Below are 17014 nucleotides of genomic sequence, written 5' to 3' on the forward strand. Positions count from 1 at the left end.
TGAAATAAATCATCGGTTTTCTTTTTGATGTGGATTAGATTAACTAATTACAAATTAGTTAGCTTAATCTTCTTTCTTCTTGCGAGCTACAAGACCGAATCCACTCAAGACTCCGAGAAGTCCAAGTGCTGCAAGGCTAGCATTGTCTTCTGTACCAGTATTTGGCAACTCTTTTTGACCTTCAACATATTTAGGTGTTGCTGGTTGTTTTGGTTGCTCAGGTACTACTGGCATGTCTGGAGCTACTGGTTTCTCAGGGCTTGTTGGCTCTTGTGGAGAAACTGGCTGAACTGGTTGACTTGGTTCAACTGGTCTTGGAGTTGGCATCTCAACTTTCTTGAAGATATGTCTGATATTTCCATTTGGATCTGTCACAGTCTTCACATATTCGTAACCTGGAATGGTTCCTGGTTCTTTAGAACCAGGTTCCGTTGGTTTCAATGGATTTCCATTCTCATCAGTCCAAGTAGTTGTGTTTTGCTTGCCTGGCTCTGTTTGAGGAATAAGTGGTGTTGAAACTTTCTCATAAACGTGTTCTACATCGCCATTTGGAAGTTTCTTAGTCTCTACGAAGCGGTAGCCTGGAATATCTTTCTTAGGTTGTTCGCCATCTTCACTTGGATAGTTAGGAATTTCTTTTCCTTCTTTATCTTTGAATGAAGTTTTAACTTTTTCGTAGATGTGTGTTGTATTTCCATCGTTATCTGTAATAGTTTCTACAAATCTATATCCTGGAATATCTTTCTTAGGAGTTGTTCCATCCTCGCTTGGATATCCTGGAATTTCTTTTCCTTCTTTATCTCTAAAGATTGTTTCTGGGCGAACAGTTGGTGTGTAAGATGCAAAAATTGTTTTACCATTTTTATCTTTTCTTACAACTGTTACGCTGTTTGCTGTACCTACGAATTCTGGTTCTGGAGTGAAGGTTACTTTTCCATTTGGATCAATAGTGTAAGTTCCTTGACCTGGTACTACTTTTGTAGTTGAACCATCTTCGAATGTTGGTGGTACATCTTTATCGATATCCCCTTCGAATACTGGAGTATTTGATTGAGGTTTACCTTTTGGCCCTTCAGATTCTACATCTTTCGTTGATGTTTCTCCTAAAACTGTTGGTGTGTATTTCGCTGTTACTGGTGTTCCATTTTTGTCAACACGTTTAACAGTTACACCTTTTGTTACACCTACGAAGTCTTTTTCTGGAGTGAATGTTACTTTACCGTCTTTATCGACAGTGTAAGTTCCTTCTCCTGGTACGACTTTTGTAGTTGAACCGTCTTCGAATGTCGCTGGTACATCGTTATCGATTTCTACTGTTTTCTTCTTACCATTCACAGTTTCTGATCCACCTTTGAAGATTGGTGTTCCTTCTTGAGGTGTGTTCTTAGGTCCAACTGATGTTACATCTTCTCCAGATGGTGATACTGGAATAACAGTTGGTGTATATTTGGCTGTTACTGGTGTTCCATTTTTGTCAACACGTTTTACAGTTACTCCTGTTGCTACACCTGTGAATTTAGGTTCTGGTACGAATGTTACAGTTCCATCTGGTGCTACAGTGTATACACCTTCTCCTGGTACTTCTTTTCTAGTTGAACCGTCTTCGAATGTTGCTGGTTTATCGTTATCGATTTCTACTGTTTCTTCTTTACCATTTACAGTTGTTTTTCCACCTGTGAATGTTGGTTTTCCTGTTTGAGTTTCACCTTGTAGGTCTTTAGATTTAGCTTCTTTACCTTTTGGTGTTACTCCTACTACTGTTGGTGTGTAAGTTGATTCAGCTGGTGTTCCGTTTTTATCAACACGTTGAACTGTTACACCTGTTCCGCGTCCTGTGAAGTTTGGTTCTGGTGTGAATGTTACTTCTCCAGATTTCGGATCGATTGTGTATGTTCCTTCGTTCGGTACTTTAATAGTAGTATTATCTGTTGGTTTTCCAGTTTCTGGATCTACGAATTTCGCTGGTTTTTCAGTATCGATTTCTACTGTTTTTTCTATTCCATTAACAGTTGTTTTACCTGGTGTGAAGTTTGGAGTTGCTTTTTGCGTTGATCCTTGGATACCTACAGTAGTTTTTTCTTCACCTGTTGGTGTTACTGGCACAACAGTTGGAGTGTAAGTTGCTGTTGCTGGTGTTCCGTTTTTATCCACACGTTGAACTTTAATTCCAGAAGTTTTACCTGTGAAGTTTGGTTCTGGTGTGAATGTTACTTCTCCAGTTTTCGGATCAATTGTGTATGTTCCTTCGTTCGGTACTTTTACAGTTGTTTCATCTGTTGGTTTACCTGTTGTTGGATCTACCAATTTAGCTGGTTTTGTAGTATCAATTTCGACTGTTTCTTCTTTACCGTTAACAGTAGTTTTACCACCTGTGAATGTTGGAGTAGCTTTTTGTGGTGCTCCTTGAATATCTTGTGTTTCTTTTTCATCACCTTTTGGTGTTACTGGTTTAACGAATGGAGTGTATTTACCATTTACTGGCGTACCATTTTTATCTTCACGTTGAACTTCAATTCCTTTAGCTTCACCAGTGAAGTTTGGTTCTGGTGTAAATGTTACTTTTCCATTTTCAGCAATTTCGTATGTTCCTTCTCCTGGTACTTTTACAGATTTTTCTTCTGTTGGTTTACCTGTTGTTGGATCTACTAGTTTTGGTGCTTTTTCAGTGTTAATCGGTACTTTTTTGTCACCTTCTTTGAATGTAGGTGTACCTTCTTGTGATTTACCTTGGATTCCTTCTGAAGTTGCTGGAGTTGCTGTTGGTGTTACCGGCGTAATATATGGTGTATAAGTAGTTTCTACTGTGATTCCATTTTCATCCGCTGCACGAACTTTAACTGGTTGTACTTTACCGTGGTAAGTTGCATTTGGAGTTAAGACTCCGATAGCTTTTCCATCTACTACTTCAAGAGTGTATTCCCCGATTACATTGCCTTCTGGATCTTTGGCAGGAACTTTCGTAGCTGGTTGTCCATTTTCATCTAATAATGTATACGTTGCTGGATCAATCGGTACAGTTTTTTGTTCTGCTACTTTTACATCTGGGTGATCGATATCAGGTACAGTCGTTTTATCTACCACACTATCGATGAATGTAACAGGTTGTTTTTGAACTTGACCTTGAACATCTTGTGATGTAGCTGGTTGTGCTTTCGGTTTAGCTCCGATAACGATTGGACGATATTTACCAATAGCTGGTTGTCCAAGTTTATCAACACGTTGAACGATTACCCCTTTAGCTTCACCAACGAATGTTTTCTCTGGATCGAATTTCACTGTTCCATCTGGTTGAAGCGTATATACTCCTTCTCCTTTAACAGTAATTGGAGTTCCAACTGCTACTGGTTGTTTAGTAGCTGGGTCAAGTACGACTGGTGCTACATTTTCATCGATCTCTACAGTTTTCTCTTCTCCACCGATTTCTACTGTTCCACCTTTGAACTTAGGTTTTCCGTGTTGTTCTTGACCTTGGATATCTGCAGAGATGACATCCCATCCTGTAGGTGTGACTGGGTGAACGACCGCTGTGTATTCTCCACGAGCTGGTGTTCCGTTTTTGTCTTTACGGATAACTGTTAAAGTCGTACCTTTACCTGAGAATGTTTTCTCTGGTACGAATGTTACTGTGCCATCTGGAGCTACTGTGTAAGTACCTTCGTTTGGTACTACTTTTGTAGTTGAACCGTCTTCAAATGTTGCAGGTACAGTGTCGTCCATTGGTACAGTTTCTTCTTTACCATTAACAGTTGTTTTACCACCTTCAAAGGCTGGTTTACCGCTTTGAGTTGCACCTTGAATATCTTCTGTGAATGCCACTTTACCGATTGGAGTCACTGGTTTAACAGTTGGTGTATAAGTCGCTGTTGCTGGTGTTCCATTCGCATCTTTTACTTCTACTGTTGCTGGTACTGGTGTACCTACGAAGTCTTTATTCGGTGTGAAGGTTACTTTTCCTGTTGTTGGATCAATTGTGTATGTACCAACTTGTTTTCCTGTTGCATCTTTAGCTGGAATTGTTGGTTCATCTGTTGGTTTACCTGTTGTTGGATCTACTAATTTAGCAGGTTGTGTCTCATCAATTTTAATTGGAGCCACTGGGTTACCTTGTGTAAATGTTGGAGTTCCTTCTTGAGGTGAACCTTGGATTCCTTCAGAAGTTGTCGGTGTTCCTGTTGGTGTTACAGGTGTAATGTTCGGTGTATAAGTAGTTGTTACAGGTGTTCCGTTTTTATCTTTGGCTTGAACTGTTACTGGTTCTACTTTACCTACATATGTTTTATCAGTTGGTGTAAACACTGCAACTGCTTTTCCATCTACATTCTTAACAGTGTAAGTACCTACTACTTTTCCTGTAGCGTCTTTAGCTGGTACTTCTGTAGCTGGTTGTCCATTTTCATCTAATAATGTGTATGTTGTTGGATCAATTGGTACTTTTTTCTCAACACCATCGATTGTTGTTTTCGAATCGTTGAATGTTACAGGATGCTCTTGAGTTGCACCTTGTACATCTGTTGATGTTGCCGCTTCTGCTGTTGGAGATGCAGGTTCAACTACTGGAGTGTACTTTCCAGTTGCTGTTACTTCTACAGTAGCTCCTTCTTTATCAGTTGCATTAGCTGTTACTTTTACATCTACACCTTGAGCTGTTCCTGTAAATGTTGGAAGTGGAGTAAATGTTACTACACCTGTTGTTGGATCAATTTTGTACGTTCCTTCATTAGGCACAACAACTTTACCTTCATTATCAGCACCTTCTAGTGAGTACTTAGCTGTAGTTAAATCAACATTTGTACCATCTGGTGTATTTTCTGGAGTATTTAGTTTAGAGAATCTTTCGATTCCTGGTTTAGAAGTTTGGACTGCCCCTTGTATATCTTTAGTTGTATCAGCATTACCTTTAACACCATATACTGTTGGTGTGTATGTAGTTGATGCTTCTACTGTTACAGGGTTACCATCTTCCCCTGGGATAGTTACATTAGCTGCTACTGTTAATGGTTTAGCAGTTCCTACATATCCTTGAGCTGGCGTGAAGCTTACTTCTCCTGTTGTTGGATTTACTGTGTAAGTTCCTTCGTCTGTAGTTACAGAAGGTTTTTCTCTCCTGTTGTTGGGTCTACTAGTTTGTAGTCAGATACAGTAGAATTTTCAGGAAGACCAGTCTTGAATCCTTTTTCCATAGTATCGCTTTGTGGAGTATCTTGTGCTCCTGAAGAAATTTCTGGTTTAGGTACTACGATGTAGTAAGTTGTTTCTGCTACTGCATCATCAGTTACTTCACCTGAATCTGTTCCACCTACAGTTGGAGTCGTTACAACACCGTTTGAGTCTACTGCTCTTACTGTAACTTTATAGCTTCCATATTGACCTAATGTATATGCTGCGATTTCTGGGTTTGCTAGATTTGCTGCAGCAGCTGTTTTCAATGCTTCACGCGCTGTTTCTACCGCTTTTTCAGCTTCTAAAGCCGCCGTACGTGTTGACTCTACTTCTGTATTTTTTGCTGCAAGATTTGCTTGAGCTGTTGCTAATTGCGCTTCTATAGATGCTTTAAACTCTTTGACATGCGCAAGTTTTCTTTCTGCTAATTCTTGAGCTGTTGGAGAAATTGTACGTAATTTCAAGTTATCTAATGCTGCTTGAGCATCTTCTACCGTTCTTGTTGAACGATCTAATAGTTCTTGAAGACGTGCTAATTCGTTTTGTGATTCTTGTTGTTCTTTTACAGCCGTTGCTGCCGCTTGAGTTTTAGCTGCCGCTGTACGTTGTGCTTGAATATAAGCTGTTTCTTCAGCTTTCGCCGCATCAAATACTTTTTGGCTTCCATCTGGAGCTGTTACCGTTACTTTTGTTTTAATAGTATCAGAATCTGTTGCTGATGTTTTATCATCGATTGTATCCTCGAATGCTACATTTGCTTTAGTTGACTTAATTAAGTCTACTGATGCATCTTTTGCTTCTGAATAACTTGTTGAAGTTCCTGTTGGTTTAGCATTTTGAATTGATGCTACGTCTGTTGAGCTTGCTTCACGGTATGCTACATACCCTTTAAATCCTGATGCTGTTTCAATTTCCCAACCAGCATTTGATTGTTTAGCTGTTACTGCTGTACCGTCAGAAGATTTCCATTGGTTTGTTACTGAGTCATAGCTTACTGTAACTACCATTCCTTGTTCTGAAGATGTGTTATCTTTTTTAACTAGAGTCTCTGTACGTGTAACATTACCTACTGCTGTTACCTCACCATTTTTACGGATTTCAGCAATCTTATCCACTAAGGTTGAAGCCGAAGATGTTGTATTCCATGTACGTTCAAATTCATAAACAACGAACTTAACATCACCATTTGCTTGAGCATCTGTATAAACACGACGTTCAATAAGCGTTGACGTGCCATTACCATTGTCTTTTAGTTCATAAGCTTTTTCAGTAGGTAACGAATATTTACCTGTTGCACGGTTAAATTCCGCTCTAAGTGTAGTACCTGCCGCGTCAGTTACCATCGCAAATTCACGTTGGATGTTTGCTTTTACCTTATCAGTTGTAGCTTTTGTTACAATGTTATCGACACCAACATATTTTGTAGATTCTGGAGTCACTGATAAGTTAAGAGTTGAATCTCCTGTTGTTGAAGCCGCTCCTAACACCGCACCTTCCTGTAACGCAGTGTTTGTAGTACCTGCTGCAACTGTCCAGTTACCATCTTTAACTACAAGTTTTGTAACTGTTCCATCTGGCATTGTAATTTCAGCTTTGTTAGCTCCATTTGAAATTGTCACAGGTACAGTTGTTGCATAAGCTTCAACGTTCTTAACAGTAATTTTAGGTGCTACTGCAATTGTAATATTTTCATGAGCTTCTTGACCATACATATTCCAATCCTGATTTTTCGCATTGGTTGTATTATTATAGTCTTTTGCATAAACAGCTGCTGTGAAAATTCCAGCTTCTGTTGCTGTTCCAGTGATATCTCCAGTTTTTGGATCGTAATTTAATCCTGGTACAACATCATTTATCGAAGTTTTACTTCCCGTATAATTACCATTTAGGGCTGTATGAGCTGTGACTGTTTGTGGTCCGTTCTCAGTTTTTATTTTAGATCCATCAACTGCAGTGAAAGTTGCTCCACCTGTGTATCCAGAAGCAGTTTTTGAACCAGCAACTACTTTCTCTCCACTTTTTGTGTATACATAATCAGCTCTTTCATCACGAGTCATTCCATCGTTATCAATATATTTAATATTATGATTGACTTGGTCGCCTATTGTTACTAATTTTGATTTTCCTTGAATAACTGGTGCAGATGAATCTTGCCATCCTATCCATCCAGCTGTTAAGTCTCTGAAAGTAACTTGTTGAGTAGCTCCGTCTTTTTCTACAGTTAGGATATAACGCATGTCATATACACCGTTTTGAAGAGTAGATGCTACATATCCTTCTACAGTATCTGTAGTTGGATTATAAGCTAATCCAGGAGGTAAGTTGCTCGCTTCAACTTTTGCAATTGTGTATCCTGCTGCAGTTGCCTCTGGTGATAAACTAAAACGTTTTTTTACATCTGTAAGATATACATAATGATTTCCTTGTTCAAAAGTATAACCATAGATTTCTGTAGCTAGATACTCATAAGCACCTCCTGCTCCCCATGTTGTTTTCCCATTAGCTTTTCCTGTAGCACGAATTTTACCTTTCCATAATTCTGCTTCACGACCAAGTTTTTGAGCTTCTGTTTTTGATAAAGGAATATCAGTACGACCACTTATCCCTGCTTGTCCACTATTAGCCGCAGGCACATCAGTGTTCTCAGATTGATATCCATGAACATAAACTTTATAGTTAGCGTTACCATCTAGTTCTTTGTAAGATTTACCTGTAGAACCAAGAAATTCACCATTTTCTTTTCTTAGTTCTGTAGAAGCAGCTGTATACCCTTCATTAGCTGAAAGTGCTACAGCGAATTTTCCATCGCGACCAATACCATTACGTTTCAATTCATCATAGACTGCCTGAATTGACTCGTTCAAACGGTTCAATTGGGCATCCACTTGTTCTTTTGTCAAGCTCTTATCTGCCAAGAGTTTGTTCGTTTCTGCTAGGACAGCTTGGTTTTTAGCAACTGCAGCTTCGATAACAGCTTTACCCTCAGACGCAAGGTCCTTTTTGTCCATTTCTGAATAAGCTAAATGACTGGTAACTTCTGCTTCAGATGCAACTTGGCTCAAAACCTTAGTATCTACAGCTGGAGTTTCTTGTTTTTGATTAGCTGCTTCTTCTTTCTTGGCAGTTTCAGCAGCGTTTGATTCTACAAGAACTGTCACTAAAGCCTTGAGAGCTTCTGTTTGGCTATCTACTTCTGCTTGTTCAGCTGTTGGGTTGGCAAAAACTGATTTTGCAGTCGCTAAAACTTCCTTTGCTGCAGAGATAGCACTTGCATCTGCATTTTTAGCTGCAGCGATACGGTTTTCTAAGCTCGAAATCGCTTCATGGAGCGCCGTTTTATTAGCAGCAACCTTTTCAGCAGCTTTTTCAGCAGTTGCTTTATGAGCCTCTACTGTTTTTTCTTCTGCTGCTTGCTTAACTTCAGCTTCTTTTTGAACTGGAGTATCTACCTTTTTAGACTCTTCTGCTTTTACTTCTTTTTCAGCTACTGAAGTTGCTGGTTTAGCCGAAGTTCCATCGTTCTCTGGATTAGACGCCACTACTGATGAATCTGGAGTATTCCCATTGACTGTTGTTTCTGAGGCAGATACCGCTCCATTTCCAAGGAACATCAAACCAGCCGCAATCGCTACGGATGCTGCTCCAAAGCTATATTTACGAATCCCATAACGGATGTATTTTTCTACTCTAAAATCTTGTTGTTGCTTGCCTTTCATCGAGACTAACAACCTCCTTTTATTTTCATCATGTTAGTTAAAAATTTCCCAAAAAATCCCTCAGCAATTTTTTTACATAATTGAGAGGAAATTTTATATAATTCACAATTAACATGTATTTTAATAATATCATATCCCAGCCCATTACACAAGATATTTGATTTATAATTTTTTAAAAAATAACAATTTTTTCAAGTAAATTTTAGTTAACATTTTACTTGAATTATCAGCATTTCATAAGAGTCATAACTTTTTAAAATTGTCGCTTTTGTTTCTATTTTCTGAATATTTACTAGCCTCTTTTCAAAATTAAATCTTCGTTAGTTTGTATCAGTGTTTTTGTATATTTATTTAAAATTAACTTTGTAAAACGATTACTTTATCTCATTTATATATATTTTCCTTTTATCATTTAACTTTAGAAAGACGATTGCAAAACTTTCTACCAACTTTTGAGGTTTTCCGAGATGGTTGTATAATGAAGTATAGTGAAATAAAACGAAAAACGAGCACTTTCGTACTCGTTCTCTGATATAAACTACTGATTAAAGTGAGTTTACGTCAACTTTGATACCAACACCTTGAGTAGTTGTGATAGTCAAGTTTGTTACGTAAGTTCCTTTAGCTGTAGCTGGTTTTGCTTTTTGGATTGTTTCGTTGAAAGCTTTGAAGTTTTCAACCAATTTTTCAGCTTCAAATGATACTTTACCGATGATTGCTTGAACGTTACCTGCACGGTCAGCACGGTAAGTGATTTTACCACCTTTAGACTCTTCAACTGCTTTAGCAACATCCATTGTTACAGTACCAGTTTTAGGGTTTGGCATCAAGTTACGTGGTCCAAGGACACGTCCAAGACGTCCAACAAGAGCCATCATGTCAGGTGTAGCGATAACTACGTCGAAGTCCAACCAACCGTCGTTGATTTTAGCAACAAGGTCATCTTCACCAACAAAGTCTGCACCAGCAGCTTTTGCTTCTTCAGCTTTTGCACCACGTGCGAAAACAAGAACGCGTGAAGTTTTACCAGTACCGTTTGGCAATACCATTGCTCCACGGATTTGTTGGTCAGCTTTTTTAACGTCGATGTTCAAGTTGTAAGCAACTTCTACAGTTGCGTCAAATTTTGCAAAGTTAGTTTCTTTTGCAAGTGCTACAGCTTCTTCTACGCTGTATGCTTTTGTGCTGTCGATTTTCTCAAGAGCAGCACGAAGTTGTTTGCTTTTTTTAGCCATTTTCTATTCTCCTTGTAAGTGGTTCAATCGATTTTCATCTCCCACGTCACTTCTCGAAATGATGAAGTCTTGCGGGTTATATTGGGGGTGTTATTGATTAGTCAACAACAGTGAATCCCATAGAACGAGCAGTACCTTCGATCATACGCATTGCAGACTCAATGTTTGCTGCGTTCAAATCTGGCATCTTAGTTTCTGCAATTTCTTGTACTTGTGCACGAGTAACTGTAGCAACTTTAGTTTTGTTAGGTGTACCTGATCCTTTTTCAACACCTGCAGCTTTTTTCAAAAGAACAGCAGCCGGTGGTGTTTTAGTGATGAAAGTAAATGATTTATCTTCGTAAACTGAGATAACAACTGGAATGATCATACCAGCTTGGTCAGCTGTACGAGCGTTGAACTCTTTTGTGAATCCCATGATGTTGATACCAGCTTGACCAAGAGCAGGTCCAACCGGTGGAGCTGGTGTAGCTTTACCAGCAGGGATTTGCAATTTTACAAGTTTTTCGACTTTTTTAGCCATTTTTAAATCCTCCTTTGTGGTTTTGGCGGTAATTAAAGATTTTTACCTCCCACAAGTATGCTTTACACATACTCATCTATTATACACTATTTATCTGGAATTGCAAGAGAAAAGTTTATTTTTTAATCGACGTAATCTCCGCCTTCAAAGCCGTAGTATTCTTCCAAACTGAGACCACTGGCAGCTATTTCTTTGGCTTCTTTTCCGACATATCGAAGGTGCCATTCTTCAGCCATATAGCCTGTTTCTTTTTCTTTACCTTTTAGATAACGGACAACAAAGCCATAATCAGCTGCATGGTCCAAGAGCCATTGAGCCGCTTTTTCTTCTGTCACCAATTCTCCATTTGTGCTGATCACATCAAAGGCCAAACCTGTCTGGTGTTCGCTATAGCCAGGACGGGCAGAGTAACGGTCGGCAGCCGCCTTCCCATCTTGGTTGACATAATCTTGATAGAGCTTGGTCTGAGTTTCATAACTTCTAAAACCACTGTAATGATCGCTAATCGGGAAACCTGCCTCTTGCATTGCTTTGATAAGTTTGACCAACTCTGCCTTGGCTGTTGGATTTTCCCCTGGATTGTAGTCTTTTGACAATGGGTAGTGTTTATTGGCTACGATGATTTCATCGTATTTCCCTTGGATGCTGTAGTAGTCTCCTTTGTTAACCACTTCTGCTTTTTTCTGGGCAGCTCCTTGAGCCTTACTTCCTACTGTTCCATCAGCTTTAGCTGTTTGCTCTGTCTTAACTGAGCCATCTTCATTTTTTGCTTTTTCTTGTGAACAAGCTGCTAGACTCAAGGCTAGCAAAGCTGTCAAGATAAGGTATCTTTTTTTCATTTCTACTCCTTTATTTCTAATAGTTTATCTACTTCTAACGATAAACGTTTGACTAATCTTTTAATCTCATCCGGTTTTGCTTGGCAGGTTTCTGCTGTCATTTCTTCAAAAGGAACCCACCAGACTGGACCACGTCCCTTGAGACCGTGTCCATTCATATCACCTCTTCGTCTAGGAAACAGATGCCAATGAAGATGGGCATCGCCATTTCCTAGCAGTTCGATATTCATTTTCTCAGCAGCAAAGGCCTTAGCAACCGCCTCTTGGACCACACTCATTTCTTCTAGAAAATGGAGTCTTGTCTCCTTTTTCAAATGGTGCAATTCGGTGACATGTTCCTTGGCTAGAAAGAGACTATAGCCTGCAAAATACTGGTGGTCTCCAATCACAAGATAGCCTGTTTCCAACTCTTTGACAAAATAGGGATTTTCTCTCTTCTTGATGAGCTCAATTCTCTGGCAAATCAAACACATATTAGTCTACCAATGCGCTCTTAAGATAAGCATCAACCATACGTTCTGTTGCGACCACCGAGTCAATATGAGTACGCTCATAAGAATGACTAGACTCGATACCAGCACCGAGAAGGGCGTGTTTGACTTCTGCCCCTGCAGACATAGCTGCTGAAGCGTCCGAACCATAAAATGGATAGATATCCAGCTTAAATGGAATATCTTGTTCTTTAGCCAAAGCAACCAAGTGTTGACGGAAGTCATAGTGATAAGGCCCAGAAGCATCCTTGACACAGATAGACACTGTATATTCGTCTGTTTGCTGGTCATCTCCCATAGCTCCCATATCCACAGCCAGATATTCGACTACCTGAGCAGGAATATTAGAATTAGCACCATGGCCCACTTCTTCAAAGACTGAAAAAGCAAAATGGGTTGTTACAGGCAACTCAATCTTCTCTTCCCTATAAATACGAAGCAGGTTAAGCAAAATCGCTGCGCTGACTTTATCGTCCAAATGACGAGACTTGATAAAACCTGTCTCTGTCACGACAGTTCGGGGGTCAAAACTGATAAAATCACCGACCTCAATCCCAAGAGCACGAGTTTCTTTTTCACTAGTTACTTTGGCGTCCAAACGCACTTCCATATTGTCTTGCGTGCGTTCTGCAGTTCCTGCATCCTTGTAGACATGACAAGAAGTTTGGTGAATGAGGATGGTTCCTGATACCTTTTGACCTGTGCTGGCCACATGAACGGTACAGTTTTCACCTTCAATCATGTTCCAAGGAAAACCACCGATACGGTCCATTTTGAGACGGCCGTCCGGTTTGACAGCACGAACAATAGCACCAAGCGTATCCACATGGGCAGTCACATAGCGATGCTCTTCATCATTTTGACCTTTGATGGTCACATTGACACCGCCCTTAGCTGTGCGAACCGACTGGTAACCAAAACCTTCTAGAGTCTTGACTAAATAGTCCGAAATCTCTCGAGTGAAGCCCGTTGGCGACGCAATGGCTGTCAGTTCTTTGATATATTCTACTGTTTGATTCATTTCTTCACCTCTTTTGCTACCTATTATAACACATTTATCATCGGATAAAAAAAGAAAATCACTCCTGTAGACTTGACTACAAAAGTGATTTTAATGATTATTCCATTTCAAAAACATCGCTTTCTTGCTTGTTTGGTAGAACCAATGAGAGCAAGATTCCGACAATGGCTGGTACCAACCATGGGAGTGATGCCTTAGCAAAAGGAAGAGCGTTGACAAGATTTGCAAGAAACTCAACCTTAAACGAGCTTCCTAGTACGCTTGCAATAGCAATAGCTGTAACAACAGCAATTGTCAACTGCATACCTGGTTTTGAAAGGGCAACAAATTTGTTGACAATGACAATCATAACGATAGCAATCGTGATTGGGTACAAGATAACCAGTACAGGGATTGAGTACTTGATAATCGCATCAAGACCCAAGTTGGCAATAGCAAATCCAATCAAGGTAAAGGCTGTCGCATAAACCTTATAGCTGATTTGTGGGAAACGCTCATTAAAGAACTCAGCTGTTGACACAATCAAACCAACTGTTGTTGTGAAGCAGGTTACGGTAACCATAGCTGCAAGGAAGAGTTGAGCTGTTGAGCCAAAGATTTCTTGAGTGGCTTGTGACAAGATGTAAACACCTGGTGTTCCACCCTTCATTGCCTCAGCTGGTACTGGGAAATGATTTCCAAGGAAACCTAACCCGATGTAAAGAGCGCTGAAGGCAAGGGCTACAACGATACCAACCACCCAAATAGTTGAAATGTATTCTTTCTTACTTGAAAATCCAAGTTGTTTCAAGGTTTGAACTGCGATTACACTGAAGGCAACTGAGGCAAGGGCGTCCAAGGTATTGTAACCTTCTAGGAAACCTGTACCAAAGGCAGAAGCTTGATAAGCAGCTGAAGCAGCTTGAGGACTTGTTCCACCGTATTTGAAAGCTCCCAGAACAACCAAGATAACAATCAAAATCGCAAAGACTGGCGTTAAAATACGTCCAATGCGGTCTAAGATTTTTGATGGATTAAGCGAAATCAAATAGGCTGCTGCAAAATACAGAACAGTAAAGACAATCAAACCAAGACCTTTATTTGCATCCGACAAAAGAGGGCTAATCCCTACTTCGTAAGCTGTTGTAGCAGTACGTGGGATAGCAAAGAATGGACCGATTGACAAATAAAGAACTGAGAGGTAAAGAGTCGCAAACCAAGGCGCTATCTTTGTTGAAATCTCGTAGATATATCCTTTAGGATTTAGCGTTCCAATAATAAGAGTCAAGACGGCGATACCGACACCTGAAAAGACAAAACCTGCGATGGCAGGAAGAAAATGTTCTCCAGATAGAGCACCTAGAGAAGGCGGAAAAATCAAGTTCCCCGCACCAAAAAATATTCCAAACAGGAGTAAACCTGTTAGGGCACCTTTTTTAGCCATGAAAATCTCCTTCATATTTATAAAATACTGACCTAGTATATCATGAATAGGAGTATGAAAAAAGCTTCACGAAGTAAATATTGAATGTTTTCAAGATTCTTAAAAATGAGAATTATCTAAAAATAAAATCCCCTACCCAGTCCACACCAAGTAGGAGAAAATTCTAGTGTTTAAAGTTCTTCAAAAGCCATCATGCCACCTTGTACATTGATAACCTCATAACCTTGTTCTGATAAGAATTGGCAAGCACGCGCCGATCTCATTCCAGATTTACAAATAACATAATGTAACTGATCCTTGTCCAATTGATCATAAGTATCAGCTAATTGACTCAGAGGAAGATTCTGAGCACCTTCTAAATGAAGAGCTTCAAACTCATCCACTTCTCTCACGTCCACTAAAGAAAGTTGGTCATTTTGGTAAAGCTGGTAAAATGCGTCAAAGGAAATTTCTTTCATTCTTTTTCTCCTAATACTCTTCGAAAATCAAATTCAAACCACGTCAGCGTCGCCTTACCGTACTCAAGTACAGCCTGCGGCTAGCTTCCTAGTTTGCTCTTTGATTTTCATTGACTATAAAATAGTTTTAATTCTTTTTTTCAAATCCGGCACCACTTCTGACTCAAACCAAGGATTTTTGGCCATCCAGATTTGATTTCTAGGCGAGGGGTGAACTAATGGAAAATAGGTTGGCAAGTAGTTCTGGTAATGTTTTACCCGTTCTGTCACTTTGCCACTGACTTTCTCCTGTAAATAGTAGGCTTGGGCATATTGGCCAATCAAGAGGGTCAATTGGATATCTGGTAATTCTTGCAAGAGCTGTGGATGCCATTTTTCTGCAAAATCTGCTCTCGGTGGTAAGTCTCCTGACTTACCATGTCCTGGAAAGTAGAAATCCATAGGCAGAACAGCAAAATATCCTGAATTGTAAAAGGTATCTTCATCCACACCTAGCCAGTCTCTCAGGCGGTCACCACTCTTATCTTTCCAATAAAGTCCTGCTTCTTGGGTTTTAAGCCCCGGTGCCTGACCGATGATATTGATGCGAGCAGTCTTTGGTGCTGCAAAGAGAGGCTCAATGCCACGCTCTGTATAGGTAGCATTCTGCGGATCTGCCATAATAGCCTGCTTGATTTTTTCAATTTGAGACATCTACTCTCCCTCCAAAAAGAAGTCTAAGCATACAATCTCAGACTTCTATCGTTTTATTTGATCAATTCGTAAATAGCTTCGGCATAGATTGCTGCTGCTCGGAAGAGATCATCCAAGGCGATAAATTCATTAGCTTGGTGCATGGTGTCAATTGAGTCTGGGAACATAGCACCGTAGGCAACACCGCGTTCTAGCAAACGACCAAAGGTTCCACCACCGATGACTTGCTCGTGACCTTTAAGACCAGTTTGTTTTTCATAGACATTCAACAAGGTTTGGACAAGTGGATCTTCCATTGGCACATAGTGAGGCGTGTGACCGTGTTCAGAAAGGCTAACAGAAGCAACTGGCAAGTTTTCAAGGATTGACTTGATTTGCTCTGGGCTTGTTCCTTTTGGATAGCGGATATTAAGGGCAATGGTATTATCAGCGCTTGTTTCATCAAAGCGGAAGACGCCAGCATTCATAGAAAGGGCACCCATCTTTTCATCCACATGGGCAATCTTGAGACTTTCACCCTCATGATCATTCAAGAGAATCTTACCAGCGATGTCAAGGTAGTCTTTGGCTGGACCAGCAAAGTCAAACTGGCTAAGGAAGAGGGCTAGGTAAGTCGCACCATTGACACCTGAAGCAGGCATAGCACCATGCGCTGATTTACCAATGATGGTAACCTTGTACTGACCGTTTTCTTCTTGGAGTTCTCCTCTAAGTTTGTGTTCTGCAACAAAGGCATCTAGTTTAGCTTGCAAGTCAGCCAAATCACCTGAAACGACTGCTGTTGCTGATTCTGGTACCATATTTTCACGTAAACCACCTGTAAAGCTGTGAAGACGGGCAGCACCTGCATTTTCACCTGCAAAGTGGAGGTATTCCGTGATATTTCCTTTTTCACCATTGATGATAGGGAATTCAGCGTCTGGAGAGAAACCAAAGTCTGGTTTTGCAAGTCCTACGTGCTCGAAATAGTAGTCCATGTCTGCCCAACCTGATTCTTCGTCTGTTCCAACGATGAAACGAACTTTCTTAGAAGTTGGAAGACCCAATTCTTTGATGATTTTCAAACCATAGTAACAAGCTGTTGTAGGACCCTTGTCATCTGAGGCACCACGCGCATAAAGGCGACCGTCTTTGATCGTTGGTGTGTAAGGGTCTGTGTTCCAACCGCTACCAGCTGGCACCACGTCCATGTGGGCAAAGATTCCAAGAACTTCTTCTCCATCACCAAACTCAAAATGTCCTGCGTAGTTGTCAACATTTTTAGTTGGGTAGCCATCGCGGTCTGCGATTTCAAGGAATTTCTCCAAAGCTTTTACCGGACCAGGCCCAAATGGATGCTGGGCATCAACCTTGCTATCGTCACGTTCTGAGTTGATTTCCAAAAGGCTAAACAAGTCAGCCAAGAGGTCTTCTTTGCGTTTTTCTACTTCTGCTGTAAAATCAATTGTTGTCATT

11 protein-coding genes and 1 pseudogene are annotated in these 17014 nt (G+C 40.2%); all 12 read right to left on the minus strand.

Translation table 11 applies throughout. From position 1 onward, the window contains the following. Positions 1–63: 63 nt before the first annotated feature. Positions 64–4971, minus strand: a complete 4908-nt coding sequence (locus TZ91_RS10845; RefSeq protein WP_407829558.1) for an LPXTG cell wall anchor domain-containing protein — start codon at positions 4969–4971, stop codon at positions 64–66. Beyond that, a pseudogene (locus tag TZ91_RS10850) lies at positions 4969–5049 on the minus strand (hypothetical protein); the annotation flags it as partial. The gene TZ91_RS10845 and the pseudogene TZ91_RS10850, both read right to left, overlap by 3 nt. A 35-nt stretch (positions 5050–5084) precedes the next feature. Next, complete coding sequence (locus tag TZ91_RS10855) at positions 5085–8876, minus strand: YSIRK-type signal peptide-containing protein (RefSeq protein WP_407829556.1); 3792 nt, start codon at positions 8874–8876, stop codon at positions 5085–5087. A gap of 545 nt (positions 8877–9421) precedes the next feature. Further along, complete coding sequence (gene rplA, locus TZ91_RS07110; RefSeq protein WP_001085675.1) at positions 9422–10111, minus strand: 50S ribosomal protein L1; 690 nt, start codon at positions 10109–10111, stop codon at positions 9422–9424. A gap of 97 nt (positions 10112–10208) precedes the next feature. After that, positions 10209–10634 (minus strand): 50S ribosomal protein L11, encoded by a 426-nt coding sequence (rplK, locus tag TZ91_RS07115; RefSeq protein ID WP_001085806.1) that lies wholly within the window; start codon positions 10632–10634, stop codon positions 10209–10211. Positions 10635–10756: 122 nt separating this feature from the next. After that, on the minus strand, positions 10757–11473 hold the full coding sequence (gene ldcB, locus TZ91_RS07120) for an LD-carboxypeptidase LdcB/DacB (protein WP_033686523.1): 717 nt from the start codon (positions 11471–11473) through the stop codon (positions 10757–10759). A 2-nt stretch (positions 11474–11475) separates the two neighbouring features. Beyond that, positions 11476–11946 carry an HIT family protein gene (locus tag TZ91_RS07125; protein ID WP_033686522.1) on the minus strand — a complete coding sequence of 157 codons (471 nt, stop codon included), beginning with the start codon at positions 11944–11946 and terminating at the stop codon, positions 11476–11478. 1 nt (position 11947) lies between these two features. Further along, complete coding sequence (locus TZ91_RS07130; protein ID WP_033686521.1) at positions 11948–12985, minus strand: M42 family metallopeptidase; 1038 nt, start codon at positions 12983–12985, stop codon at positions 11948–11950. A gap of 97 nt (positions 12986–13082) precedes the next feature. Continuing rightward, positions 13083–14408 (minus strand): branched-chain amino acid transport system II carrier protein, encoded by a 1326-nt coding sequence (gene brnQ, locus TZ91_RS07135; protein WP_001074581.1) that lies wholly within the window; start codon positions 14406–14408, stop codon positions 13083–13085. Positions 14409–14578: 170 nt separating this feature from the next. Further along, positions 14579–14866 carry a rhodanese-like domain-containing protein gene (locus TZ91_RS07140; protein ID WP_025172880.1) on the minus strand — a complete coding sequence of 96 codons (288 nt, stop codon included), beginning with the start codon at positions 14864–14866 and terminating at the stop codon, positions 14579–14581. 114 nt (positions 14867–14980) lie between these two features. Then, positions 14981–15559: a uracil-DNA glycosylase family protein gene (locus TZ91_RS07145; RefSeq protein ID WP_033686520.1), complete on the minus strand. Its 579-nt coding sequence runs from the start codon at positions 15557–15559 to the stop codon at positions 14981–14983. Positions 15560–15612: 53 nt separating this feature from the next. Further along, positions 15613–17013, minus strand: coding sequence for a dipeptidase PepV (pepV, locus tag TZ91_RS07150; RefSeq protein ID WP_033686519.1), 1401 nt, complete (start codon positions 17011–17013; stop codon positions 15613–15615). Between the last annotated feature and the right edge of the window lies 1 nt (position 17014).

Origin of the sequence: Streptococcus mitis, from assembly GCF_000960025.1 — a bacterium.
Lineage (GTDB): Bacteria > Bacillota > Bacilli > Lactobacillales > Streptococcaceae > Streptococcus > Streptococcus mitis_DH.